Raw genomic sequence first — 18718 nt, 5'->3', positions numbered from 1 at the left:
ACTCCTGTCGAGGTGTTTTTAAACTAGAACTGAATCGACTTCATCATCAGCAGTGCTCTTTCCTCTTCAACTTGTTCATTAATCTCGCATGGTTTATCTGCTTTTCTGCATGTCGTCTCATAAAAGAAGTGCAGTCCTTCTTGATCCTTTTGCGATTGAATATAGGCTAAATAACCGTAGAACTTCACCTTCTTGTTTGTTTCATTATGGGTGAGTTCTTTGGTGCCCTTACTATAGTAAATGATGTTGTCTCCTGCTCTGATTTCTTTGAATTCCGACTCGTATCCAGTGTGCTCAGTCAGTAATTCAAGGTTAAATTCAACATCTCTGGTGGAGGGTTTATCTTCATATGTAACGGTGATATATCTTGATAGATTTTTCCCATTAACTGTTTCACCAAAATTAAATGTCTCAAAATAATCATCTTGAGAATCATACGCTGCAGATGAGATCGTTGCATCTACAGGAAACAGCATTGTGTATCCTTTTGTCTTTGACACAAACGTGTAGTACCCTTCTTCTGCCTCATCAGGAGACTTGATAAAGTCACGTGTAAAGTCGTCCTTAAATGCCTCTGTTTCAGGGATCGACTCTGGATTCGTTTTTTCACTTTCTGAACCACTACTGATTCCGCATCCGCCTGCAAAAACAAATAAAGGAATGATGAACAGCATTGTTGTTTTTCTCATCACAATAAGGCTCCTGTCAAAAAATAGTGAGCGGATCTGCATGTCATTTAAACTCTACTGACTCTAAAATTTTTTTTATTTTTTTTCTTTCTCCTGGACCGGGTAGTTCACAGGAATTTCCGCCATCTAAACAATTACTGTTGTAAGTAAGACTTACTGCTTTATTAGACCCATCAGATGTTATATAGGCTACGTATGAATAATAACCATCTTCTTCTTTTCGTTTTTCTCCAAAGTATATTGTCTTTTCACCGCTTGTGTATTCTTTGTAGCCCCCTTCATAACCTGATACATCTGAGAGAATCCCAAGGTTTATTTGAATATCATCTGTATCTGAACTGTCTTCAAAATTTACCGTCATAAAGTATGAAATGTTCTCTTCGTCTACGTCCTCACTATAGCTTAGAGCCTCATATGAAGTTTTAATCTGTTCATAATCCATAGTCGAGATTATCGCATTTACTGGAAACAGCATTGTATACCCCTTGGTTTTTGACTCAAAGGTGTAAAATCCATCTACTGTTTCTTCAGTTGACTTCATGAATTCTCGTGTAAATTCATTTTTGAATGCCTCTGTTTCAGGGATGTATTCCTGTTTTTCAGCTTTGCCAGCAGAATCCGTCCCGCAGCCGGCTGTCAAAGTTAGCATAATGGCCAAGTTCAGTTTTATAAACTTTTTAATCATAGATTCTCCTGCCAGAAGCCGGTTGGACTTTACATTTCATTTGAACTGAATGGAATGCACAATGATCTTCAGCCTCTGATTTAATTCATTAGGATTTACGTTACACTCTGTTTCTCCGTTTGAGCAGCTGCTGTCAAACGTTAAGCGGATTAATTGGTCTGTGTCTTTCGCTTTTATTACGGCTATATAATAAAAGAGACCTTTTTGTTCGTTATTTTCTCTGGCAGAATAGACAATATTATTATTGAATTCTTCTCTTTTAAAGTCTCCTTTGTAGCCGGAGGTAATGGCCAGCTGTTCCAGATGTACATCGGTGTCATTTATGTTTGGAGCCTTTTCGTACGTTAGTTTTATATAATAAGAGGTATTCTGGTTTATCATTTTCTCTCCAAGACTTAATGTCTCGTATTTATCTTCATGAGATTCGAAATCACTTTCAGATACTTTTGCATGTTCCGGAAACAGCATAGTATACCCATTCGTCTTTGACTCAAATGTATAATATCCGTCTTCCTTTTCCTCACCTTCCTTTATAAATCCTCGCGTAAATTTATCCTTAAAAGCTTCCGTATCAGGCAGTTTTTCCTCTGAGCAGCCTGCAGCAATCAAAATAATCATTAAACAATAAAAGTATCGCATGATAATCTCCCGAATTTTTACAATTTACACATACCAATTCCCTAGTGACGGGTATGATGAAACTCCTTTATTATCTCTTTTTTCCAGAAATGAGAAAATCCCGCATTGTTCCTAAAATGCGGGATGGGACTTTCTTCTTTAGTTTCGTTTGAATTCGATTGGGCCTTCGTCCATTTTGAAGGTGCCGTCAGGATAAAGCATGGGGGACCGTTCAGATCCGCTTTTTGAATAGGTTTCAACATGACTGACGCTCATGCTGGCCGCATTCGTGAAGTTTAGGTGGGCAATGGCGACCCAGTAAGCAAACCAGTTTTTGTGAAAGAGAGGGGCTGTGACGACCTGGCCCTGGTGGTTGTCGACGACTGCCCGCGCTTTCATGGATTTGAAGCTGCCGAATCCGTTTGAGATGGCGCTGTATGCGGCAAAAAGGGCGTAGCGAAGCTCTTCAGGTTTATGAATGATGATTGTTTCGCTGCCTGCCAGTTTTGAATCGCCGTCAAGCGTGATGAAAGGTGCCTGGTTCGCCTTGCCGAGTTCCTTATAGTAGACTTTTCCGGATTCACCGTTTTTCAAGACGTAAAAGCAGTAGAGGTCGAGGTCTTTTTTGCTGTCCCATTTGAGGACCGTTGTGACTCTGGCTGATTTTTTGATGGAGACTGTCTGCTTTTTTTCAAGATTAATCTTAAGGGGCTGGACGGGTTCGGGCTCTTTAACCGGCGGTTCTTCTATGGCGGCGGCTGCTTCTTCCTGCGGCTCGCCTTTCACCTCAATGCCGAAGTTTGCGCACAATCCTTCCAGGCCATTGTGAAAGCCGCTGCCGATGGCGCTGAATTTCCACTCTCCGTTATGAGCATAAAGCTCGCCTGCCACAATCGCCGTTTCAAGCGACAGCTCTTCTCCGCATTCAAACCGCATAAGCTCGGCACCGGAGGCATCTGCAACCTCAAGATAGATACCGCTCACATCTTTGAAATGATGGCCGCGTTCAGCCCCTTCGTGAATGGTCAGTGTAAACGCGATTTTCCGGACATCACCTGGGAGAGAGGAGAGGGAGATCTTCACTTCTTCCTGACTCCCTCCGCTTCCTGCAGAGTGCTCCACTGCTCCGTTTCTGCTGAGATGCTGTCCGTAAAAAATAAAATCCTCATCTTGTCCGCATGTTCCGTTTTCTCCCAGCAGAAAAGCCGCTCCGTCAATTTCCATATCCGGATTTGCTGATCGAAAGCCCAGCCTGACCGTCAGACGGTCAATCTGTTTTCCTTTCGTGACATCCGCTTTTTGTCCCCTTTGTACAAGCACGTTTTCTCCTCCTATTTGTCTGCAAGCTGCAGAAGGGATTCTTTTACTGTCTGCACCCCTTTTATACAGTCAGGCAGAGAGGTCCACTCTTCGGGAGAGTGGCTTTTTCCGTTTTGGCTCGGCACGAAAATCATGCCGGACGGGACATATTTTCCAAGTGTCATCGCATCATGTCCGGCACCGCTAGGCAGTGAAAGCGTCGTAAGGCCGCTTTTTTCTGCCGCTTGCCGGATAATCTCCTGAATGTCATCCGGGACAATGACCGGCGCAATGGAAATTCCGTCTTTGATTTCAACTGTCAAACCGCGGGATTCTGCGATGGTCTGTGCGGCTTCCTTCATTGATTGTATCACAGCATCCCGGGCCTCACGGTCGATATCCCTTACATCTGCCACTGCTTCTGTCCGGCCGGAAATCACGTTTGTGCCGTTTGGAAAAACGTTCAGTTTGCCGACTGTCGCAACAGCCGTTTCGCTGAATCTGCGAGGGGTTTTTTCAACAGCCAAAATGAATTCGGCTGCTGCGGCTACTGTATCTTTCCGGAACTCCATCGGCGTGTTCCCTGCGTGGTCCGTTTCGCCGATAAATGTGAAGGATGTCCAGGAAGGACCGGCAATGCCGCTGACAACGCCGATGTCCTTCCCTTCTGATTCAAGCCGCTTTCCCTGCTCGATGTGAAGCTCGAGGAAGGCATAGATTTGTTTAGGATTTCTGGCGTGCTCTGCTATCCTTTCAGGCTGATGGCCGTTTCGGATCATTTCGTCATATAACGAGCTTCCCTGTTCATCGTGAAATGCTTTGAAATCTTCGGTGCCTGCTTCTCCCATCATCGCCCGGCTTCCGAAAATGCCGTTTTTAAATCTGGCTCCTTCTTCGTCCACAAAAACCGCGAGTTCAATGGAACGCTTAAGTTTGCCGTTTTTTGCAATGGCCTTCATGGCGAGCAGACTGCTCAGGCAGCCAAGCGGACCGTCAAACGCCCCTCCGTTCGGCACGCTGTCGAGGTGGGAGCCTGTCATCACAACGGGAAGCTCAGGCGACGTTCCGCGAAGGATGCCAAAAAGGTTGCCCACAGCATCCTCCTTCACCTCAAGACCAGCTTCCTCCATCCAGGACCGAAACAGCGCCTTTGCTTTGTTTTCTTCATCTGTATAAGGAAATCTTGTGATTCCTCCCTCTGGTGTTTTTCCTATATCAAAAAGGGCTGACAGTTTTTCTGCAAGCTCCAGGGGATCTATTCCTTCATAAGAAGGGGTCTGATCCAGTTCCTTCAGCAATCGTTCTTTTGAAAACATGCGCTCAGCTCCTATTGATTAGTTTAAAAAGATATCAGCACCCGGCCCGAGCGGAATTCCAAGGTAGTACCAGGCAATAAAGAAAAGGATCCATGCAATACCAAAAAAGATCGTGTACGGAAGCATCACGGAAATAAGGGAACCGAGACCCATGTTTTTATCAAACTTTTTGGCACCTGCAAGAAGGATGGCAAAGTAGGCAAACATCGGCGTGATCGGGTTTGTGATGCTGTCCCCGATCCGGTAGGCCACTTGTGTAAAGGCGGGGTCATATCCAAGAAGCATGAACATCGGAACAAAGACAGGTCCGACGATTGCCCATTTAGCTGAAGCACTCGCGATAAACAGGTTCAGCGTTCCGCAAAAGAGAATAAATCCAATCAGCAGCGGCAGTCCGGTAAGTCCGAGGCCTTTAAGAACATCAGCTCCCGATATGGCCATGATGATTCCGAGGTTGCTCCAGTTGAAATAGGCAATAAACTGGGCCGCGAAAAAGGCAATCGCCATGTACATGCCCATTGTGCCGAGCGATTTGGCGATTTCCTGTGCAATGTCCTTATCCGACTGGATGGATTTCGTGGCTATTCCATAGGCAAGAGCCGGGAACAGGAAGAGACCCATGATGATCGGAACAAGGGAATTCATAAACGGTGATATAATGACCGCACCGTTTTCTCCTCTCAGCCAGCCGTTTTCAGGAACGATGGTGACGGCAACAAGAAGCAGGAAAATAAGTGTCGCAGCACCCGCATAGCGGAGCCCTTTCGCTTCCTCAGGGGACAGCTTGTCCATCGGCATGCGGGGCCCCTTATATTCAGGCAGCCGCGGTTCAACAATTTTTTCTGTGACCCAGATGGCGAGCGGCACAAAAAACACACACGAACCCGCGAGGAAGTACCAGTTCATCGCAGGATTTGTCTGAAAGTCAGGGTCTACAATCTCTGCGGCAGACTGTGTGAAGCCTGCAAGGAGGGCATCAAGCATATTCACAATTAAATTTGCACTGAATCCTCCCGCGACAGAGGCATAGGCAACGACCATACCAGCTATCGGATGCCTGCCGACACTCATGAACACTAGCGCAGCGATCGGAGGCAGCACGATAAATCCTGCATCCCCTGCCATATTGGCAAGAAGACCTGCAAATACGATTGAAAACGTAATAATCCCCTTTGGCGCTCCGAGAACGAGCTTTCGGAGAAGAGCTGAAATCAGTCCGACACCTTCTGCAAGCCCAACCCCGATCATGGTCACGAGCACAAGACCAAGCGGCGGGAATTCCGCGAAATTTTTCACCATATTCGTCATGATTTTCTGGAAGCCTTCCTTGGTAAGAAGACTGACAGCCTCAACCGTTTCCTTCGTGGCAGGATTCACTGCCTTTACACCCAGTACAGCTGCAAGATGTGAGGCGAGAATGACAATCACCGCAAACAAAATAAACAAGGTGACCGGATCGGGAAGCTTGTTCCCTGCTTTTTCCACTCCGTCCAGCATCCGGTTAAAGATGCCGCGGTTCTTTCTGTTTTCTACTGATGATGTAGCTGGTTCCATAGACATCCTCCTGAATACTGAAAATTTTAATATTTCTTATTATAAAGTTTTCTTTTGCATACGCAACCTTGAAAAGCATTTACGGAAGCGCTTAATCGCAGCTCCCCCAACGGAGCATATTCTTTTTGAAAAATTCTGCTTCATTTTCAAAAATATAGGGTAGAAAGTAGGATAACAGATACAACACAAGAAAAGGGGAATTTGGGATGGAACAGAATCACACGATGATGCAGTTTTTTGAATGGCATGTCAGACCGACCGGAACGCATTGGAACAGACTGAAAGAGCTTGCGCCTGAGCTGAAGGATAGGGGCATTGACTCGGTATGGATTCCGCCTGTAACAAAGGGGCAGTCCGGGGATGATGTCGGATACGGCGTCTATGATCTGTATGACCTCGGCGAGTTTAATCAAAAGGGCAGCGTCCGTACAAAATACGGCCTGAAAAAAGAACTGATCGCCGCCATTGAAGCGTGCCATAATGTCGGCATTAATGTATATGTAGACCTCGTCATGAACCACAAAGCCGGTGCTGATGAGACCGAGCTGTTTAAAGCCATTGAAGTGGACCGGGAAAACCGGACCGAGGAACTGTCTAAGCCTAAAAATATTGAAGGCTGGACGAAATTCACCTTCCCTGGAAGAAAAGGAAAATATTCTGATTTCGAGTGGAACTTCGAGCACTTCAACGGGACAGATTATGATGCAAAGAATGATAAAATCGGTGTATTCAAAATCGTCGGCGACAACAAAGACTGGAATGACAATGTCGACAGCGAGTTTGGAAACTATGACTATCTGATGTTTGCAAACCTTGATTATGACAATCAGGCCGTACAGGATGAGATGATCTCTTGGGGCAAGTGGCTGGCGGATACACTGAACTGCAATGGCTACAGACTCGATGCAATTAAGCACATCAACCATGAATTTGTTCACCGGTTCGCAGAGGAATTGTATGAAGACCGCGGCGATGATTTCTTTTTTGTCGGGGAGTTCTGGAAATCAGACTTAAAAGCATGCCAGGATTTCCTTGATAAAATCAATTACAATATGAGTCTTTTTGATGTGTCTCTTCATTACAAGCTGCATGAAGCTTCAAAGTCAGGGAAGGATTTTGACCTTTCAACAATCTTTGAGGATACGCTTGTAGGATCACACCCGGAGCATGCGGTCACATTTGTTGATAATCATGATTCACAGCCGGATGAAGCGCTTGAATCATGGGTGGAGGACTGGTTCAAACAGAGTGCCTACGCACTGATCCTGCTCCGCAAACATGGGTACCCGTGTGTCTTCTACGGAGATTACTACGGAATTGACGGGGACAACCCTGTGGATGGAAAAAGGGAAGCGATTGACCCGCTTCTTTATGTGAGACAAACGAGAGCCTACGGCGAGCAGGAGGATTATTTCGATCATCCGAACACCATCGGCTGGGTCAGACGCGGCGTGGATGAATTTGAGCGGTCAGGCTGTGCGGTCGTCATTTCAAACGGTGATGACGGCGAAAAGCGCATGTGCGTCGGTGAACACCATGCAGGCGAGGTATGGGTGGACATGACCGGCACGCGCGAAGAGCACATTACCATTGAGGACGACGGCTTTGCGGTATTCCCTGTGAATGGCCAGAGTGTATCCGTTTGGGCGCGTCCGGAAGAAGATGTAGAATAAATATGAAAACAGCCGGTCTCACTTGAGACCGGCTGTTTTTTGGAATGGATTTGGAAAATTTCAAGTAATTCTGTATGCACGGCAAGTAATGTGCCTTGTTTTTCAAGTAACGCTGCTTCTTTTTCAAGTAAGACGTGGATTTTTTCAAGTAAATGTACTTCTGCGGCCCAACTTTGAAACGCTGTAGATCTTCGTGCTAAACCGCGTCCAACATCATTGTTACCTTGAAAAGATCGCCATCAACATCAATTTCAAGCTGGCCTCCATGCAAATCGACAATTGATTTGGCAATCGTCAGGCCCAGGCCCGATCCTTCTGTATGACGTGATGAATCCCCGCGCTTAAACCGTTCAAACAGTTCATCCGTATTCTCGCTCAGTTCGTATTTCGTCACGTTTTTAAAAGAGATGACCGCCTCGCTGCCTGACTGTTTCATGGTAATATAAACGCGCGTGTTTTCCATAGAGTATTTCAGAATATTTCCGATCAGATTTTCAAACACCCTCCACATCTTCTGACCGTCGACTACCGCATAAACCGGCTCATCCGGATACGTTACCCGAAAATGCAGCCCTGATTCACCGATCGCTTCGTTGTACTCGGCAAGCGCCTGCTGAAGCAACTGGGAAACGTCCACCTTCTGCTTGATGAGCTCGATGCTGCCGCTTGCCATCTTTGAAGCTTCAAATAAGTCTTCAATCAAAATCTTCAGGCGCTGGGACTTGCGGTCAATGATTTCTACATAGGAAGCTCTTTCATCATCGGTGAGATCCGGATTTTTCAGGAGATCTGTATAGCTGATAATCGAAGTGAGCGGTGTTCTGAGATCATGGCTGACATTTGTAATCAGCTCCGTTTTCAGACGCTCGCTTTTCACCTGCTTTTGCTGCGATGTTTTCACGCCGTGCTTTAAAGCATTCATATTTGACGCAAGTGCAGCGAGCGCCGACTTTCCTTTTACAGGCAGGTCTGTTTCCAGGTTGCCGAGCATGATCTCATTTGAGTTCTCGACAATCTGATTAAAATAGCCGATCCGCTTAAACATAAACAGGACAGCCGGAATGCCGATCAGGATGAAAGCAGGAACGTAAATGAGCACAAAGGCAGGCTCATAAAGAACGGCAACGACACCGATACCAAACCCGAATACAATGCCGAGCAGAATAACCAGCTGAATTCCAACTTTTTGAATGAGAAAAGCATCTGCAATCGCTTTTGACATCCTATAAAGAAGAGTCGTGTTCCATTCTTTTTTCAGATTTCCTTCGATTTTAACTTGGTGGACAAGAAGGAAGGATTGAATGATCAGAGCAGAGATGAAGCATGCTCCTAAAACCAGAAAGATAAAGGAATAGAGCCATTCGTATCCATAGCGGAACGGATAGTAGTCGATTACTCCAAACAGGGAAATTAAGCTCCCGATAAGCGCAATTCCGGCAAGCACAAATCTGACATCCAGCGGCAAGCGGTTATACCTGTCAGACCAGACGCTTTTCAGAATCGGATCAAACAGACGGCGTCTCTTTAAAAGTAGGACACTGATCATCAGTGCCAGCACTCCGCTTATAGAGTGTGCATAGTAGATTGTCTGTGATTTTTGAAAATCACGAAGTTCAATCATGGTTACACTGTCTGACGGTGCGTTTTTAGGCAGGGCGATCTGGCCGGTGAATTTCTTCTCCTGCAGGCCGTCAAATGAATTCATGACTTCTCCGCTGCCGAAATAGTTGAAACCATCAGTCGAATAAATATATCCTCTTGCTCCCGAATAGTTCTCAACATGATACATGTCTTTTTTAGTTAAGAATGCTTTTGGATCATCCTTGGCGGATAATGGCAGGTTCGTGTAAATCTCTTCTGAATCTATACTTTTTAAATAATAGAAAAATTCGTTTTTAATTGCTTCAAATTCCGGTTTAGGATCTTTATAGATTTCTTCAAAAAACCGGTCAATTTCTTTCTGTTTTTCCGCCAGAATCTTTTCCCTGACATGCTCATCATCTTTGAAATTCATGGTGATGTCCGCAATCTTTTTATTCTTTTCTTCCGTCAGGACTTTTTCCACCTCGGTGTTGCCGTTTTCCTTGGCGGCTGAAATATCCGCATCATACTGTCCTTCAATATTCATCATCTGCTCGCTTAAACTTCCGTATCTGTAGCGGTGTTCATCGATTTCTTCCGCAGAAACAGTGACGTTCTTTTTTGCTTCTTCTTTTGTCAGACCGTTCAGTTCATATAAGCTTAAAAGATTCGCAAAGTAGTTTACCCGTTCCTGATATTCAACAGATTGAAAATAGTTTTTGAATAAGTATTTATCTCCATTTGCTATTCCGGTAAAAACCCCGCTGATTCCGTAGGTCAGCATCATGATGATGAAAAAAAACGCCAGACTACTTCTCCATTTTGTACCCAATTCCCCATACCACCTTTAAATATCTAGGATTTTTAGGATCAATCTCAATCTTCTCTCTGATTTTGCGGATATGGACGGCCACCGTTTTTTCGGCGTTGTAGCCCGGCTCATTCCATACACGCTCGTAAATTTCATTAATGGAGAACACGCGTCCCGCATTCAGCATCAGCAGCTCGACAATGCTGTATTCAATGCGGGTCAGCTTGACGTTCTCGCCGTTTACAGTGACTTCTTTAGCTGATTGGTCAAGGGTCAGTCCGTTTAAATCAATTGTTTTTTGCGCTCCTTCATACGTTCCGAGTGTCACAAAGCGGCGCAGCTGGGATTTGACTCTCGCAATCAGCTCCATCGGGTTGAACGGCTTTGTCACATAATCATCCGCTCCGACCTGCAGGCCGAGAATTTTATCGGTATCTTCGCTTTTCGCACTTAGAATAATGATTGGTATGTTCTTTTTCTCACGGATTTTAAAAGTTGTGGAAATGCCGTCAAGCCGGGGCATCATGATGTCCAGCAAGATAAGATGAATCTGGTGCTCGTTCAGTTTTTCAAGGGCTTCTACGCCGTCTTTCGCTTTGATGACGGTTATATTTTCATTTTTAAGATAAATTTCTATTGCATCGCGGATTTCTTTTTCATCATCTACGACCAGTACGTTATAATTTGCCATTTTTTCTCACGCTCCTTTCAAAAGTATAGCTAAACCTGGTGAATAACTATAGTGTAATTGGAAATTCTTAATAGGCAGTCAGTGGAATGTTTAAGAATTTATTAAGTTCTTGCTGTTTTTGGATAAAGAAGTCCGGTTTCGGCTCTACCCGTTCCTTTCCGCTCCAGGAACTTGCTTTCCGCGGGGAGTGCCGGAAGCTTCCTCGCTGCGCTTGCGGGATCTTCCGTGCCCTCTTCATCCCGCAGGAGTCAAGTTCCTTCCGCTGCAATCCACTGGATTGATAGCTAATAAAAAAAGCCCCCAAAAAAGGGACTCTCAGCTCTGATTATTCTTTTTCGTCCCCGATACATAAGGGTTTCCGCTCACCCGGAATCTCCATGGATATTTCACTGCCTCTCCGCTGTTGTCAATGCCGATGCGGGGCCCCGCTGAAATTCCGTGCGGTCTAATACCTTCTACAATATATAATGGGCTGTCCCACAGCGGGTGGCCGTAATCCGCCATTGTGATGCCCAGTGCTTTCGTCAGTTTGCCGGGGCCGTTTGTCATGTCCCTGTCTCTTTTGACTCCAGGGCGTCTTTTTTTCATCAGCTCTTCTCCGGTAACGGGCTCGACTGCCCGGATCAGCACGGCTTCAGGAGCATCCTTATCCCCGCTCACAACGTTCACGAGACAATGGGTGTGCATAACGTAGGTGTAGGCGTATCCAGCGGAGCCGAACATCACTTCCGTTCTGGGTGTGCGGCGCCCGCCAAAGCTGTGGGCTGCCCGGTCTCCCGGCCCGATATAGGCTTCCGTTTCGACGATTATGCCTGCAGCTGTTCCTTCAGCGGTTTCTTTCACAAGCAACTGGCCTAAGAGCTCTTGTGCAAGCTCAAGGGTCGGCTTCTCAAAAAAGGAAGGGTGCACAGGCTTGATAGTCATAAGCTCCATCTCCATTCGAGTTCATGCTGTAATGATAGCAGAACACAAAAAAAGAAGGCAATCCGCCTCCTTCGTCAGCTCCATAACCCGTGCAGCACGCCAAGAAGCGAACACGCAATCACGTGGTCAAGCACGGCAATGCCATATGATTTCCAATTCATCAGTCCAAAAAGGGTATTTTTTAAATAGGCAAGCGCAAGCACTGCCCCTACTATTAATCCGGTTAATAAACCCGGGCCCGCACCGTCTGCGCCAGTTAATTGAATGAGTGTATAAATCAGAAAAGAAGTTAGCAGTGCAATGACGGCAGAGCCTGTATATTTGACAGAATCTTTGATTCCACCCGGATTCATGCTCGTCCAGGTTTTTCCGAATAAAAGCGGTGAATAATAGAATGCGCCAAATGCCATATAAAGCAGACCTCCTGCCAGTACAGCAATGATATTAAATTCCTCAAACATTCTTTTCAGTCCTTTCTTTTAATAAGGTTCGATTTCAAGCGCAATAGCCTTGATTTTGCATTCAAGCTCAAGTGACCCTGCTATAGAAGTTATCTGTACAATCTCCACGGGATTTCCCAGGTGGCGGAAACCGCTTTTGGGCAGCCAGTAGCTGTAGAGCTCTGAATAACATTCGATCAGCTGCTTTCTCATGCTGTAATTGAGAGGTTCTTCAAATTCATAGACAGCGTATTTCCCGCCATCGAAAGAAGATATTTCTAATCCTTCAATCGCATGATTTCCTTCAATTGAAATGCAGCAGTCATAGCGGCATTTTTCGGGTGGTGTCAAATAAGGATTGTTACGCGGAACCCCGATCAGCATCGTGGATTCATTCATTATCTCCCTTGCCTTACAGTAGCGGTATAGATGCTCCCACGTCTGGCTGATTTCTGCTGAGTATTCTCCAATCCGGTGTTTTAAGATGACATCACGCTTCGGCAGAACCATGACCTTTACTTTATTAAGATTGAGCCACTGAAACCCAGTATACCCTGGAGGCTGCGTGTTTTCTTTCCTTTTACTGCTATCTTGTTTCGATTTCTTGCTATTTACATATACTCTCGGAAATTTCTCTAAGTATCCACCTTCCCGCCAGACTTTTGGACTGTGCTGAAAGGTATCATGAAACGTGTATGTAAAGTAGGATAGGGATGAAAACCCGCAGTCCATTGCAATGTCCGTCACTGGTTTTTCAGGCTCATAAATCAATGAATGCGCTGCCTTTTCAAGCCTCAGCCTCTTCACATAGTCAGCCGGTGTCTCTCCAGTAAATTCCGAAAAAAGACGATGAAAATGATAAGGTGAATAGGTAGATACCTTTGCAAGATGGGTAAGCGTCAATTTTTTGTGCAGCTGTTCTTCTATATAATCCTGGACTCTTGTAAGATGAGCCCGCTGTACTTGATCAATCGTCATTTTTTCCTGCTCCGATCTGCATAATATACGACTTTATTAGAATAACAGATGAACCAAACCCAAGCCATTCTCTCTTATACTAGGAAAAAACCTGAATTCTGATTATAATTAATTATCAGTAATCAGCAAAGGGGACAGGACATGATACATGCAGCCATTATCGGCTTAGGAGCCATCGGACAACGCGTATTAAGCAGCTTTGTCAATCATCCGGAAATCAACATTTCAGCAATTTGCGACCGGAATCCTGACGTTACACGTGAAACATCAGAGAAAATAGGAGACGTTTTGTCATTTACTGACCATGTTCATCTTTTGAAGGAAGCAGATTTTGACCTTGTTTACATAGCCGTTCCGCCGAAATTCCATCACGGGATTGCAAAAGATGTGATGCTTGCCGGGAAACATGTACTTTGTGAAAAGCCGCTGGCAAACTCGCTTGAGGAAGCGGAAAGTCTAGCAAAACTTGCTGATGAAAAAGGCATTGTTCACGCCATGAATTTCCCTCTTATATACAGTGCCGGCAGCAGCACCTTCGCATCTCTTATCAAAAAAGGCTATATTGGGAAGCTCAGACGACTTGAGCTGAAGATGCATTTCCCTGCTTGGCCCCGGCCGTGGCAGCAAAATGAATGGGTTGCGGGCAAAGAGCAGGGAGGGTTTGTGCTCGAGGTCGGAGTTCATTATATCCATCAAATTCAACGAATCTTCGGTCCTGTTACCGTTTTGGACAAGTCCGTTCAATTCCCTGAAGATCCAAATTCATGCGAAATCGGCATCCTTGCCAGGCTAAAGCTTGAAGACGGCACACCCGTTTTGATAGACGGACTGAGCGGGATTGCCGGAGACGAAGAAATCCGCTTTACCGCATACGGGACAGAGGGAACTCTTTCCCTGCTCAACTGGGCGGATCTCAAAGGCGGTAAGCTTGGGGAGAGACTGCTGCCGATCGAAGCAGACGAGAGTCTTACCGGCTCACTTGTTATGGAGCTCACAAAAGCGCTCAAAGGAGAAAAAGCAAATCTTGCAGACTTTCACGAAGGGCTTCATGCCCAAACTGTTTTGGAACAATTAAGAGGAGAGTGACTACTATGAAACAAGAAATAATGGAACGTTTTACTTCCTACGTAAAGATTGACACTCAATCAAATGACAGCAATGAATCCTGCCCGTCAACGGAAGGACAGCTTACACTCGGGAAAAAACTCGTGGAAGAACTGAAGGCAATCGGACTCGAAGACGCTGCTATGGATGAATTCGGCTATGTGATGGCGACGCTTCCGGCCAATACAGACAAGCAGGTTCCGACAATCGGATTTCTGGCCCACACAGATACAGCCACTGATTTCACAGGGAAAAATGTGAACCCTCAGATTCACGAAAACTATGAGGGAGGGGACATTGCGTTAAACGGTGAAATTACTCTGTCTCCAAAGGATTTTCCGAACTTGGCAAACTATCACGGCCACACTCTGATTACAACGGACGGCACGACTCTCCTCGGTGCAGATAACAAAGCAGGCATCGCCGAAATCATGACAGCTATGGATTACTTAGTGAAAAACCCGGATATCAAGCACGGCCGGATCAGAGTCGCCTTTACACCTGATGAAGAAATCGGACGCGGCCCCCACAAGTTCGATGTGGCAGCTTTTGATGCCAAGTACGCTTATACAGTGGACGGCGGGCCACTTGGAGAGCTTCAGTATGAAAGCTTCAGTGCAGCCGGTGCATCAGTCACCATTAAAGGAACGAACATTCACCCTGGAACGGCCAAAGGAAAAATGGTCAACTCCATCAAAATCGGCATGGAGCTTCAAAGCTTGCTGCCAGCCGCGGAAGCACCGGAGCTTACTGAGGGATACGAGGGGTTCTTCCACCTTCTATCTTTCAGCGGGGATGTGGAGCAGACAAAACTGAGCTATATTATCCGGGATTTTGACAAAGAGGCCTTCCTGCAGAAAAAACAAACGATGGCAGACGCCGTTGCCAAACTGAAAGAGAAATACGGAAGCGACCGCATCCTGCTCGATATGAACGATCAGTATTACAACATGAGAGAAAAAATAGAGCCGGTCAAACACATTGTTGACATTGCCTATAAAGCGATGGAAAACCTGGACATCCAGCCTGTCGTTGAACCGATCCGCGGCGGAACGGACGGTTCCCAGCTTTCCTACATGGGACTTCCTACGCCGAATATCTTTACCGGCGGAGAGAACTTCCACGGAAAATATGAATTTATTTCCGTTGAAAACATGATGAAGTCGGTTTACGTCATTGTGGAGATTGCTAAATTGTTTGAAGAAAAAGCTGACTAATAACAAAACGCTTTGGAGCATGCTCCAAAGCGTTCTTCTTTTTAATTTTTGCCGTTTTCTTTTCCTTCACTTTCTTTTTCTCCGGCCTTTTCAGGTGCTTTTTCTTCAGCAGGCTCTTTCTCGTTGCCTTCTTTTTCAGCCGGCTGTTTTTCTTCCTGCTCCTGGCCTTCTTCCTCAGTTCCTTTTTCTTCTTCTAGCTCACCTTTTTCCTCTTCTTCCTCACCAGCCTCACCTTGCTCTTCACCCTGGCCTTCTTCTTCTCCAGCTTCTTCACCTGTTCCGCCGTCCTGGCCTTCGCCTTCTCCGGCACCTTCACCTGTTCCGCCGTCCTGGCCTTCGCCTTCTCCGGCACCTTCACCTGTTCCGCCGCCCTGGCCTCCGCCTTCTCCGGCACCTTCACCTGTTCCGCCGCCCTGACCTCCGCCATTGCCGCCTCCTTCACCTGTTCCTGTTCCGCCGCCCTGGCCTCCGCCATTGCCGCCTCCTTCACCTGTTCCTGCTCCGCCGCCCTGGCCTCCGCCATTGCCGCCTCCTTCACCTGTTCCTGATCCGCCGCCCTGGCCTCCGCCATTGCCGCCTCCTTCACCTGCTCCTGCTCCGCCGCCATTGCCTGCACCTTTACCTGCTCCGCCGCCAGAAAGATTTTTCACTTTTGCGTACGCATAAAGAAGAGACTGGAATGTTCTGTCATCTACAGCTCCAGTTACCGGCAAACCGTATCGTTTTTGAAAATACTTTACTCCCTGAACTGTCACGCTGTCATATTTACCGGTGATTTTTCCGGAATAGCTTCCTACTGATTTAAGCATCCCCTGAATGACAGATACATCCGATCCGCTTGCTCCTTTACCGACTGCAGAGCCGGAAAGAGGCATGCCGACTAATAGGATAAGAGCTAATAAAATACTGCTGACTGCTTTTTTTACTGCTGATTTTTTTGTAAACATAAAACACCTTCCATTTCTGATTTTTTAACAATCCTTACTATCCCCAAAAGCGGGTGGATATTGCACTGAATTTGAAATTATTTCATGGAAGAAGCTTGACTTATTTTCTTGCGGTCGCCTCAAAATGAGTTCATAATGTCATATGTGGCTTACAATTCCCAATTTGGATATACTTGTGTCTTTTCATGTATAATTATTCACATGTATACCCGCTGTAAATGAACGTTTTTTCGTATTTTATATAGATGACTACTTGCTTTGCGCGTGAGCAAACGAAGAGGGAGAATGATCATGACAAACACCATTATTCAGTTTAAGCAGGTCACAAAGCAATACGATCATGACACTGCTGTCCTTAACAATGTCAGCTTTGAGATTGAGCGCGGGAAATTTTACACCCTGCTCGGTCCATCAGGCTGCGGGAAGACAACAATCCTAAGGCTCATTGCCGGATTCACCGAAGCGTCTGAAGGTGAAATCCTTTTCAACGGCAAAAAAATCAACGATGTTCCTGCCAATAAACGTCAGGTGAATACCGTTTTTCAGGACTATGCTCTTTTTCCTCACTTGAATGTTTTTGAAAATGTGGCATTTGGCCTTCGCATTAAAAAAATGAACAGCGCCGACATCAAGTCGAAAGTGAAGGAAGCGTTAAGCTTTGTAAACCTTGACGGCTATGAAAACCGCGAGATCAAGGAGATGTCAGGCGGACAGCGCCAGCGTGTTGCAATCGCTCGTGCAATCGTCAACGAGCCTGAAGTCATTCTTCTGGATGAACCTCTTTCTGCCCTTGATTTGAAGCTGCGGACGGAAATGCAGTATGAACTACGCGAGCTGCAGCAGCGCCTCGGCATCACTTTTATCTTTGTCACGCATGACCAGGAAGAAGCACTCGCCATGTCCGATGAAATCTTCGTTCTTGATAAAGGGAAAATTCAGCAGAGCGGAACGCCAACAGACATCTATGACGAGCCGATCAACCGGTTCGTAGCCGATTTCATCGGAGAGTCCAATATTGTCAGCGGCACGATGGTAGAAGACTACCTTGTTGAATTCACCGGCAAACAATTCGAGTGTGTCGACCAGGGTCTGAATCCAAACGAACCGATTGAAATTGTCATCCGTCCTGAGGATCTTGAAATCACGTCGAAAGAGCGGGGGAAACTGCAGGTGCGCGTAGATTCCCAGCTCTTCCGCGGTGTTCACTATGAGATAAGCAGCTACGACGCGGACGGGAATGAGTGGCTCGTTCACTCGACGAAAAAAGCGGTGGTCGGGGATGAAATCGGTCTTTATTTTGATCCCGAGGCCATTCATGTTATGAGATTTAATGAAACAGAAGAAGAATTTGATAAGCGCCTTGAAGCTTATGAAGACGGAGAAGAGCATGGAAAATAAGCTGACCCGCAATTTGTACATGGTTCCTTATGCACTCTGGATCGCGCTTTTTGTTATCGCACCGATTGTTCTTGTTCTTTACTACTCATTTATCGATATTGAAGGCAACTTATCGCTAGCCAATTACCAGAATTTCTTTACACCTGTTTATTTGAAAATGACGCTCAGCTCTTTCTGGTATGCGTTTTTAATAACGGCTCTATCTCTGCTGATTTCGTATCCGACGGCCTATTTGCTCACCTATACGAAGCATAAGCATTTATGGCTGCTGCTGATCATTGTTCCTTCATGGATCAACCTTCTTTTGAAGGCATATGCGTTCCTTGGAATATTCGGAACGTACGGTGTGGCCAACAGCTTCCTTGATGCGGTCGGAATCGGTTCTCAGCAGCTGCTGTTTACAGATTTCAGCTTTATCTTTGTTTCTGTTTATATTTTCATCCCGTTTATGATCCTGCCGATTTTCAACTCGCTGAATGAGCTGAACCCGACTTTGCTCGATGCAGCGAGAGACCTTGGTGCATCAAGCTGGACCGCTTTCAGGAGGGTCATTTTCCCGCTTACGATTGACGGCGTGAAGGCAGGCTGCCAGCTTGTGTTTATCCCGGCTCTGTCCCTGTTCATGCTGACAAGGCTGATTGCCGGAAACCGGGTCATTACGCTTGGAACGGCGATTGAACAGCATTTCCTAGTTACGCAGGACTGGGGAATGGGTTCGACTATTGCGGTATTCCTGATTATCTTTATGTTCCTGATTATTTTCCTTACCGGAAACAGAAAGCGGGGTATGTAA

The 18718-nt window shown here is 45.9% G+C and carries 17 protein-coding genes; 5 read left to right on the top strand and 12 right to left on the bottom strand.

All coding sequences use genetic code 11. From position 1 onward, the window contains the following. Nucleotides 1-23 precede the first annotated feature (23 nt). The 6 genes from RKD52_RS00995 to RKD52_RS00970 form a co-directional block, all read right to left on the bottom strand. Complete coding sequence (locus RKD52_RS00995; protein WP_454098307.1) at nt 24-689, bottom strand: hypothetical protein; 666 nt, start codon at nt 687-689, stop codon at nt 24-26. A 43-nt stretch (nt 690-732) separates the two neighbouring features. Further along, the gene (locus tag RKD52_RS00990; RefSeq protein ID WP_454098306.1) at nt 733-1374 is read right to left on the bottom strand and encodes a hypothetical protein; all 642 of its coding nucleotides are present in this window, start codon (nt 1372-1374) and stop codon (nt 733-735) included. A 36-nt stretch (nt 1375-1410) separates the two neighbouring features. Continuing rightward, the gene (locus RKD52_RS00985) at nt 1411-2013 is read right to left on the bottom strand and encodes a hypothetical protein (RefSeq protein ID WP_454098305.1); all 603 of its coding nucleotides are present in this window, start codon (nt 2011-2013) and stop codon (nt 1411-1413) included. Between the two features lie 138 nt (nt 2014-2151). Beyond that, nucleotides 2152-3312, bottom strand: a complete 1161-nt coding sequence (locus tag RKD52_RS00980) for a TerD family protein (RefSeq protein ID WP_454098304.1) — start codon at nt 3310-3312, stop codon at nt 2152-2154. A gap of 11 nt (nt 3313-3323) precedes the next feature. Then, nucleotides 3324-4607 carry an allantoate amidohydrolase gene (locus RKD52_RS00975; protein WP_454098303.1) on the bottom strand — a complete coding sequence of 428 codons (1284 nt, stop codon included), beginning with the start codon at nt 4605-4607 and terminating at the stop codon, nt 3324-3326. An 18-nt stretch (nt 4608-4625) separates the two neighbouring features. Continuing rightward, a complete protein-coding gene (locus RKD52_RS00970; RefSeq protein WP_454098302.1) occupies nt 4626-6161 on the bottom strand; it encodes an AbgT family transporter in 1536 nt (511 codons plus the stop codon). A 206-nt stretch (nt 6162-6367) separates the two neighbouring features. Here RKD52_RS00970 and RKD52_RS00965 point away from each other — a divergent pair, with 206 nt between their 5' ends. Then, a complete protein-coding gene (locus RKD52_RS00965) occupies nt 6368-7834 on the top strand; it encodes an alpha-amylase (protein ID WP_454098301.1) in 1467 nt (488 codons plus the stop codon). 196 nt (nt 7835-8030) lie between these two features. On the opposite strand, the gene RKD52_RS00960 is transcribed toward RKD52_RS00965, so the two are convergent. The 5 genes from RKD52_RS00960 to RKD52_RS00940 all read right to left on the bottom strand — a co-directional run bounded on the left by RKD52_RS00960 (nt 8031) and on the right by RKD52_RS00940 (nt 13259). Next, entirely contained in the window at nt 8031-10247 is a 2217-nt protein-coding gene (locus tag RKD52_RS00960; RefSeq protein ID WP_454098300.1) for a histidine kinase dimerization/phospho-acceptor domain-containing protein, read from the bottom strand. Continuing rightward, nucleotides 10225-10917, bottom strand: a complete 693-nt coding sequence (locus RKD52_RS00955) for a response regulator transcription factor (protein WP_454098299.1) — start codon at nt 10915-10917, stop codon at nt 10225-10227. Before RKD52_RS00955 ends, RKD52_RS00960 begins: the two co-directional genes overlap by 23 nt. 315 nt (nt 10918-11232) lie before the next feature. Continuing rightward, complete coding sequence (locus RKD52_RS00950) at nt 11233-11841, bottom strand: DNA-3-methyladenine glycosylase (RefSeq protein WP_454098298.1); 609 nt, start codon at nt 11839-11841, stop codon at nt 11233-11235. 74 nt (nt 11842-11915) lie between these two features. After that, nucleotides 11916-12302, bottom strand: coding sequence for a DUF1761 domain-containing protein (locus tag RKD52_RS00945; protein WP_454098297.1), 387 nt, complete (start codon nt 12300-12302; stop codon nt 11916-11918). 18 nt (nt 12303-12320) lie between these two features. Next, the gene (locus RKD52_RS00940) at nt 12321-13259 is read right to left on the bottom strand and encodes an AraC family transcriptional regulator (RefSeq protein WP_454098296.1); all 939 of its coding nucleotides are present in this window, start codon (nt 13257-13259) and stop codon (nt 12321-12323) included. A 141-nt stretch (nt 13260-13400) separates the two neighbouring features. On the opposite strand from RKD52_RS00940, the gene RKD52_RS00935 reads away from it, so the two are divergent. Further along, nucleotides 13401-14345: a Gfo/Idh/MocA family protein gene (locus RKD52_RS00935; protein WP_454098295.1), complete on the top strand. Its 945-nt coding sequence runs from the start codon at nt 13401-13403 to the stop codon at nt 14343-14345. A gap of 5 nt (nt 14346-14350) precedes the next feature. Then, entirely contained in the window at nt 14351-15580 is a 1230-nt protein-coding gene (pepT, locus tag RKD52_RS00930; RefSeq protein WP_454098294.1) for a peptidase T, read from the top strand. A gap of 41 nt (nt 15581-15621) precedes the next feature. Here pepT and RKD52_RS00925 read toward each other — a convergent pair whose 3' ends face one another. Next, nucleotides 15622-16527: a peptidoglycan-binding domain-containing protein gene (locus RKD52_RS00925; protein ID WP_454098293.1), complete on the bottom strand. Its 906-nt coding sequence runs from the start codon at nt 16525-16527 to the stop codon at nt 15622-15624. Between the two features lie 285 nt (nt 16528-16812). Here RKD52_RS00925 and RKD52_RS00920 point away from each other — a divergent pair, with 285 nt between their 5' ends. Beyond that, on the top strand, nt 16813-17925 hold the full coding sequence (locus tag RKD52_RS00920; RefSeq protein ID WP_454098292.1) for an ABC transporter ATP-binding protein: 1113 nt from the start codon (nt 16813-16815) through the stop codon (nt 17923-17925). Next, nucleotides 17915-18718, top strand: coding sequence for an ABC transporter permease (locus RKD52_RS00915; protein WP_029283071.1), 804 nt, complete (start codon nt 17915-17917; stop codon nt 18716-18718). The genes RKD52_RS00920 and RKD52_RS00915 overlap by 11 nt, the downstream gene beginning before the upstream one ends.

Source organism: Metabacillus sp. SLBN-84 (assembly GCF_053629595.1).
Note: the sequence above shows the minus strand (reverse complement) of the source record. Positions and strands in the feature narration are given on the sequence as shown.

What these genes read in the sequence shown, in the direction of transcription:
- RKD52_RS00995 (WP_454098307.1), bottom strand. Translation starts at nt 689, where the DNA reads ATGAGAAAAACAACAATGCTGTTCATCATTCCTTTATTTGTTTTTGCA.
- RKD52_RS00990 (WP_454098306.1), bottom strand. Translation starts at nt 1,374, where the DNA reads ATGATTAAAAAGTTTATAAAACTGAACTTGGCCATTATGCTAACTTTG.
- RKD52_RS00985 (WP_454098305.1), bottom strand. Translation starts at nt 2,013, where the DNA reads ATGCGATACTTTTATTGTTTAATGATTATTTTGATTGCTGCAGGCTGC.
- RKD52_RS00975 (WP_454098303.1), bottom strand. Translation starts at nt 4,607, where the DNA reads ATGTTTTCAAAAGAACGATTGCTGAAGGAACTGGATCAGACCCCTTCT.
- RKD52_RS00970 (WP_454098302.1), bottom strand. Translation starts at nt 6,161, where the DNA reads ATGGAACCAGCTACATCATCAGTAGAAAACAGAAAGAACCGCGGCATC.
- RKD52_RS00965 (WP_454098301.1), top strand. Translation starts at nt 6,368, where the DNA reads ATGGAACAGAATCACACGATGATGCAGTTTTTTGAATGGCATGTCAGA.
- RKD52_RS00955 (WP_454098299.1), bottom strand. Translation starts at nt 10,917, where the DNA reads ATGGCAAATTATAACGTACTGGTCGTAGATGATGAAAAAGAAATCCGC.
- RKD52_RS00950 (WP_454098298.1), bottom strand. Translation starts at nt 11,841, where the DNA reads ATGACTATCAAGCCTGTGCACCCTTCCTTTTTTGAGAAGCCGACCCTT.
- RKD52_RS00945 (WP_454098297.1), bottom strand. Translation starts at nt 12,302, where the DNA reads ATGTTTGAGGAATTTAATATCATTGCTGTACTGGCAGGAGGTCTGCTT.
- RKD52_RS00940 (WP_454098296.1), bottom strand. Translation starts at nt 13,259, where the DNA reads ATGACGATTGATCAAGTACAGCGGGCTCATCTTACAAGAGTCCAGGAT.
- RKD52_RS00935 (WP_454098295.1), top strand. Translation starts at nt 13,401, where the DNA reads ATGATACATGCAGCCATTATCGGCTTAGGAGCCATCGGACAACGCGTA.
- pepT (WP_454098294.1), top strand. Translation starts at nt 14,351, where the DNA reads ATGAAACAAGAAATAATGGAACGTTTTACTTCCTACGTAAAGATTGAC.
- RKD52_RS00925 (WP_454098293.1), bottom strand. Translation starts at nt 16,527, where the DNA reads ATGTTTACAAAAAAATCAGCAGTAAAAAAAGCAGTCAGCAGTATTTTA.
- RKD52_RS00920 (WP_454098292.1), top strand. Translation starts at nt 16,813, where the DNA reads ATGATCATGACAAACACCATTATTCAGTTTAAGCAGGTCACAAAGCAA.
- RKD52_RS00915 (WP_029283071.1), top strand. Translation starts at nt 17,915, where the DNA reads ATGGAAAATAAGCTGACCCGCAATTTGTACATGGTTCCTTATGCACTC.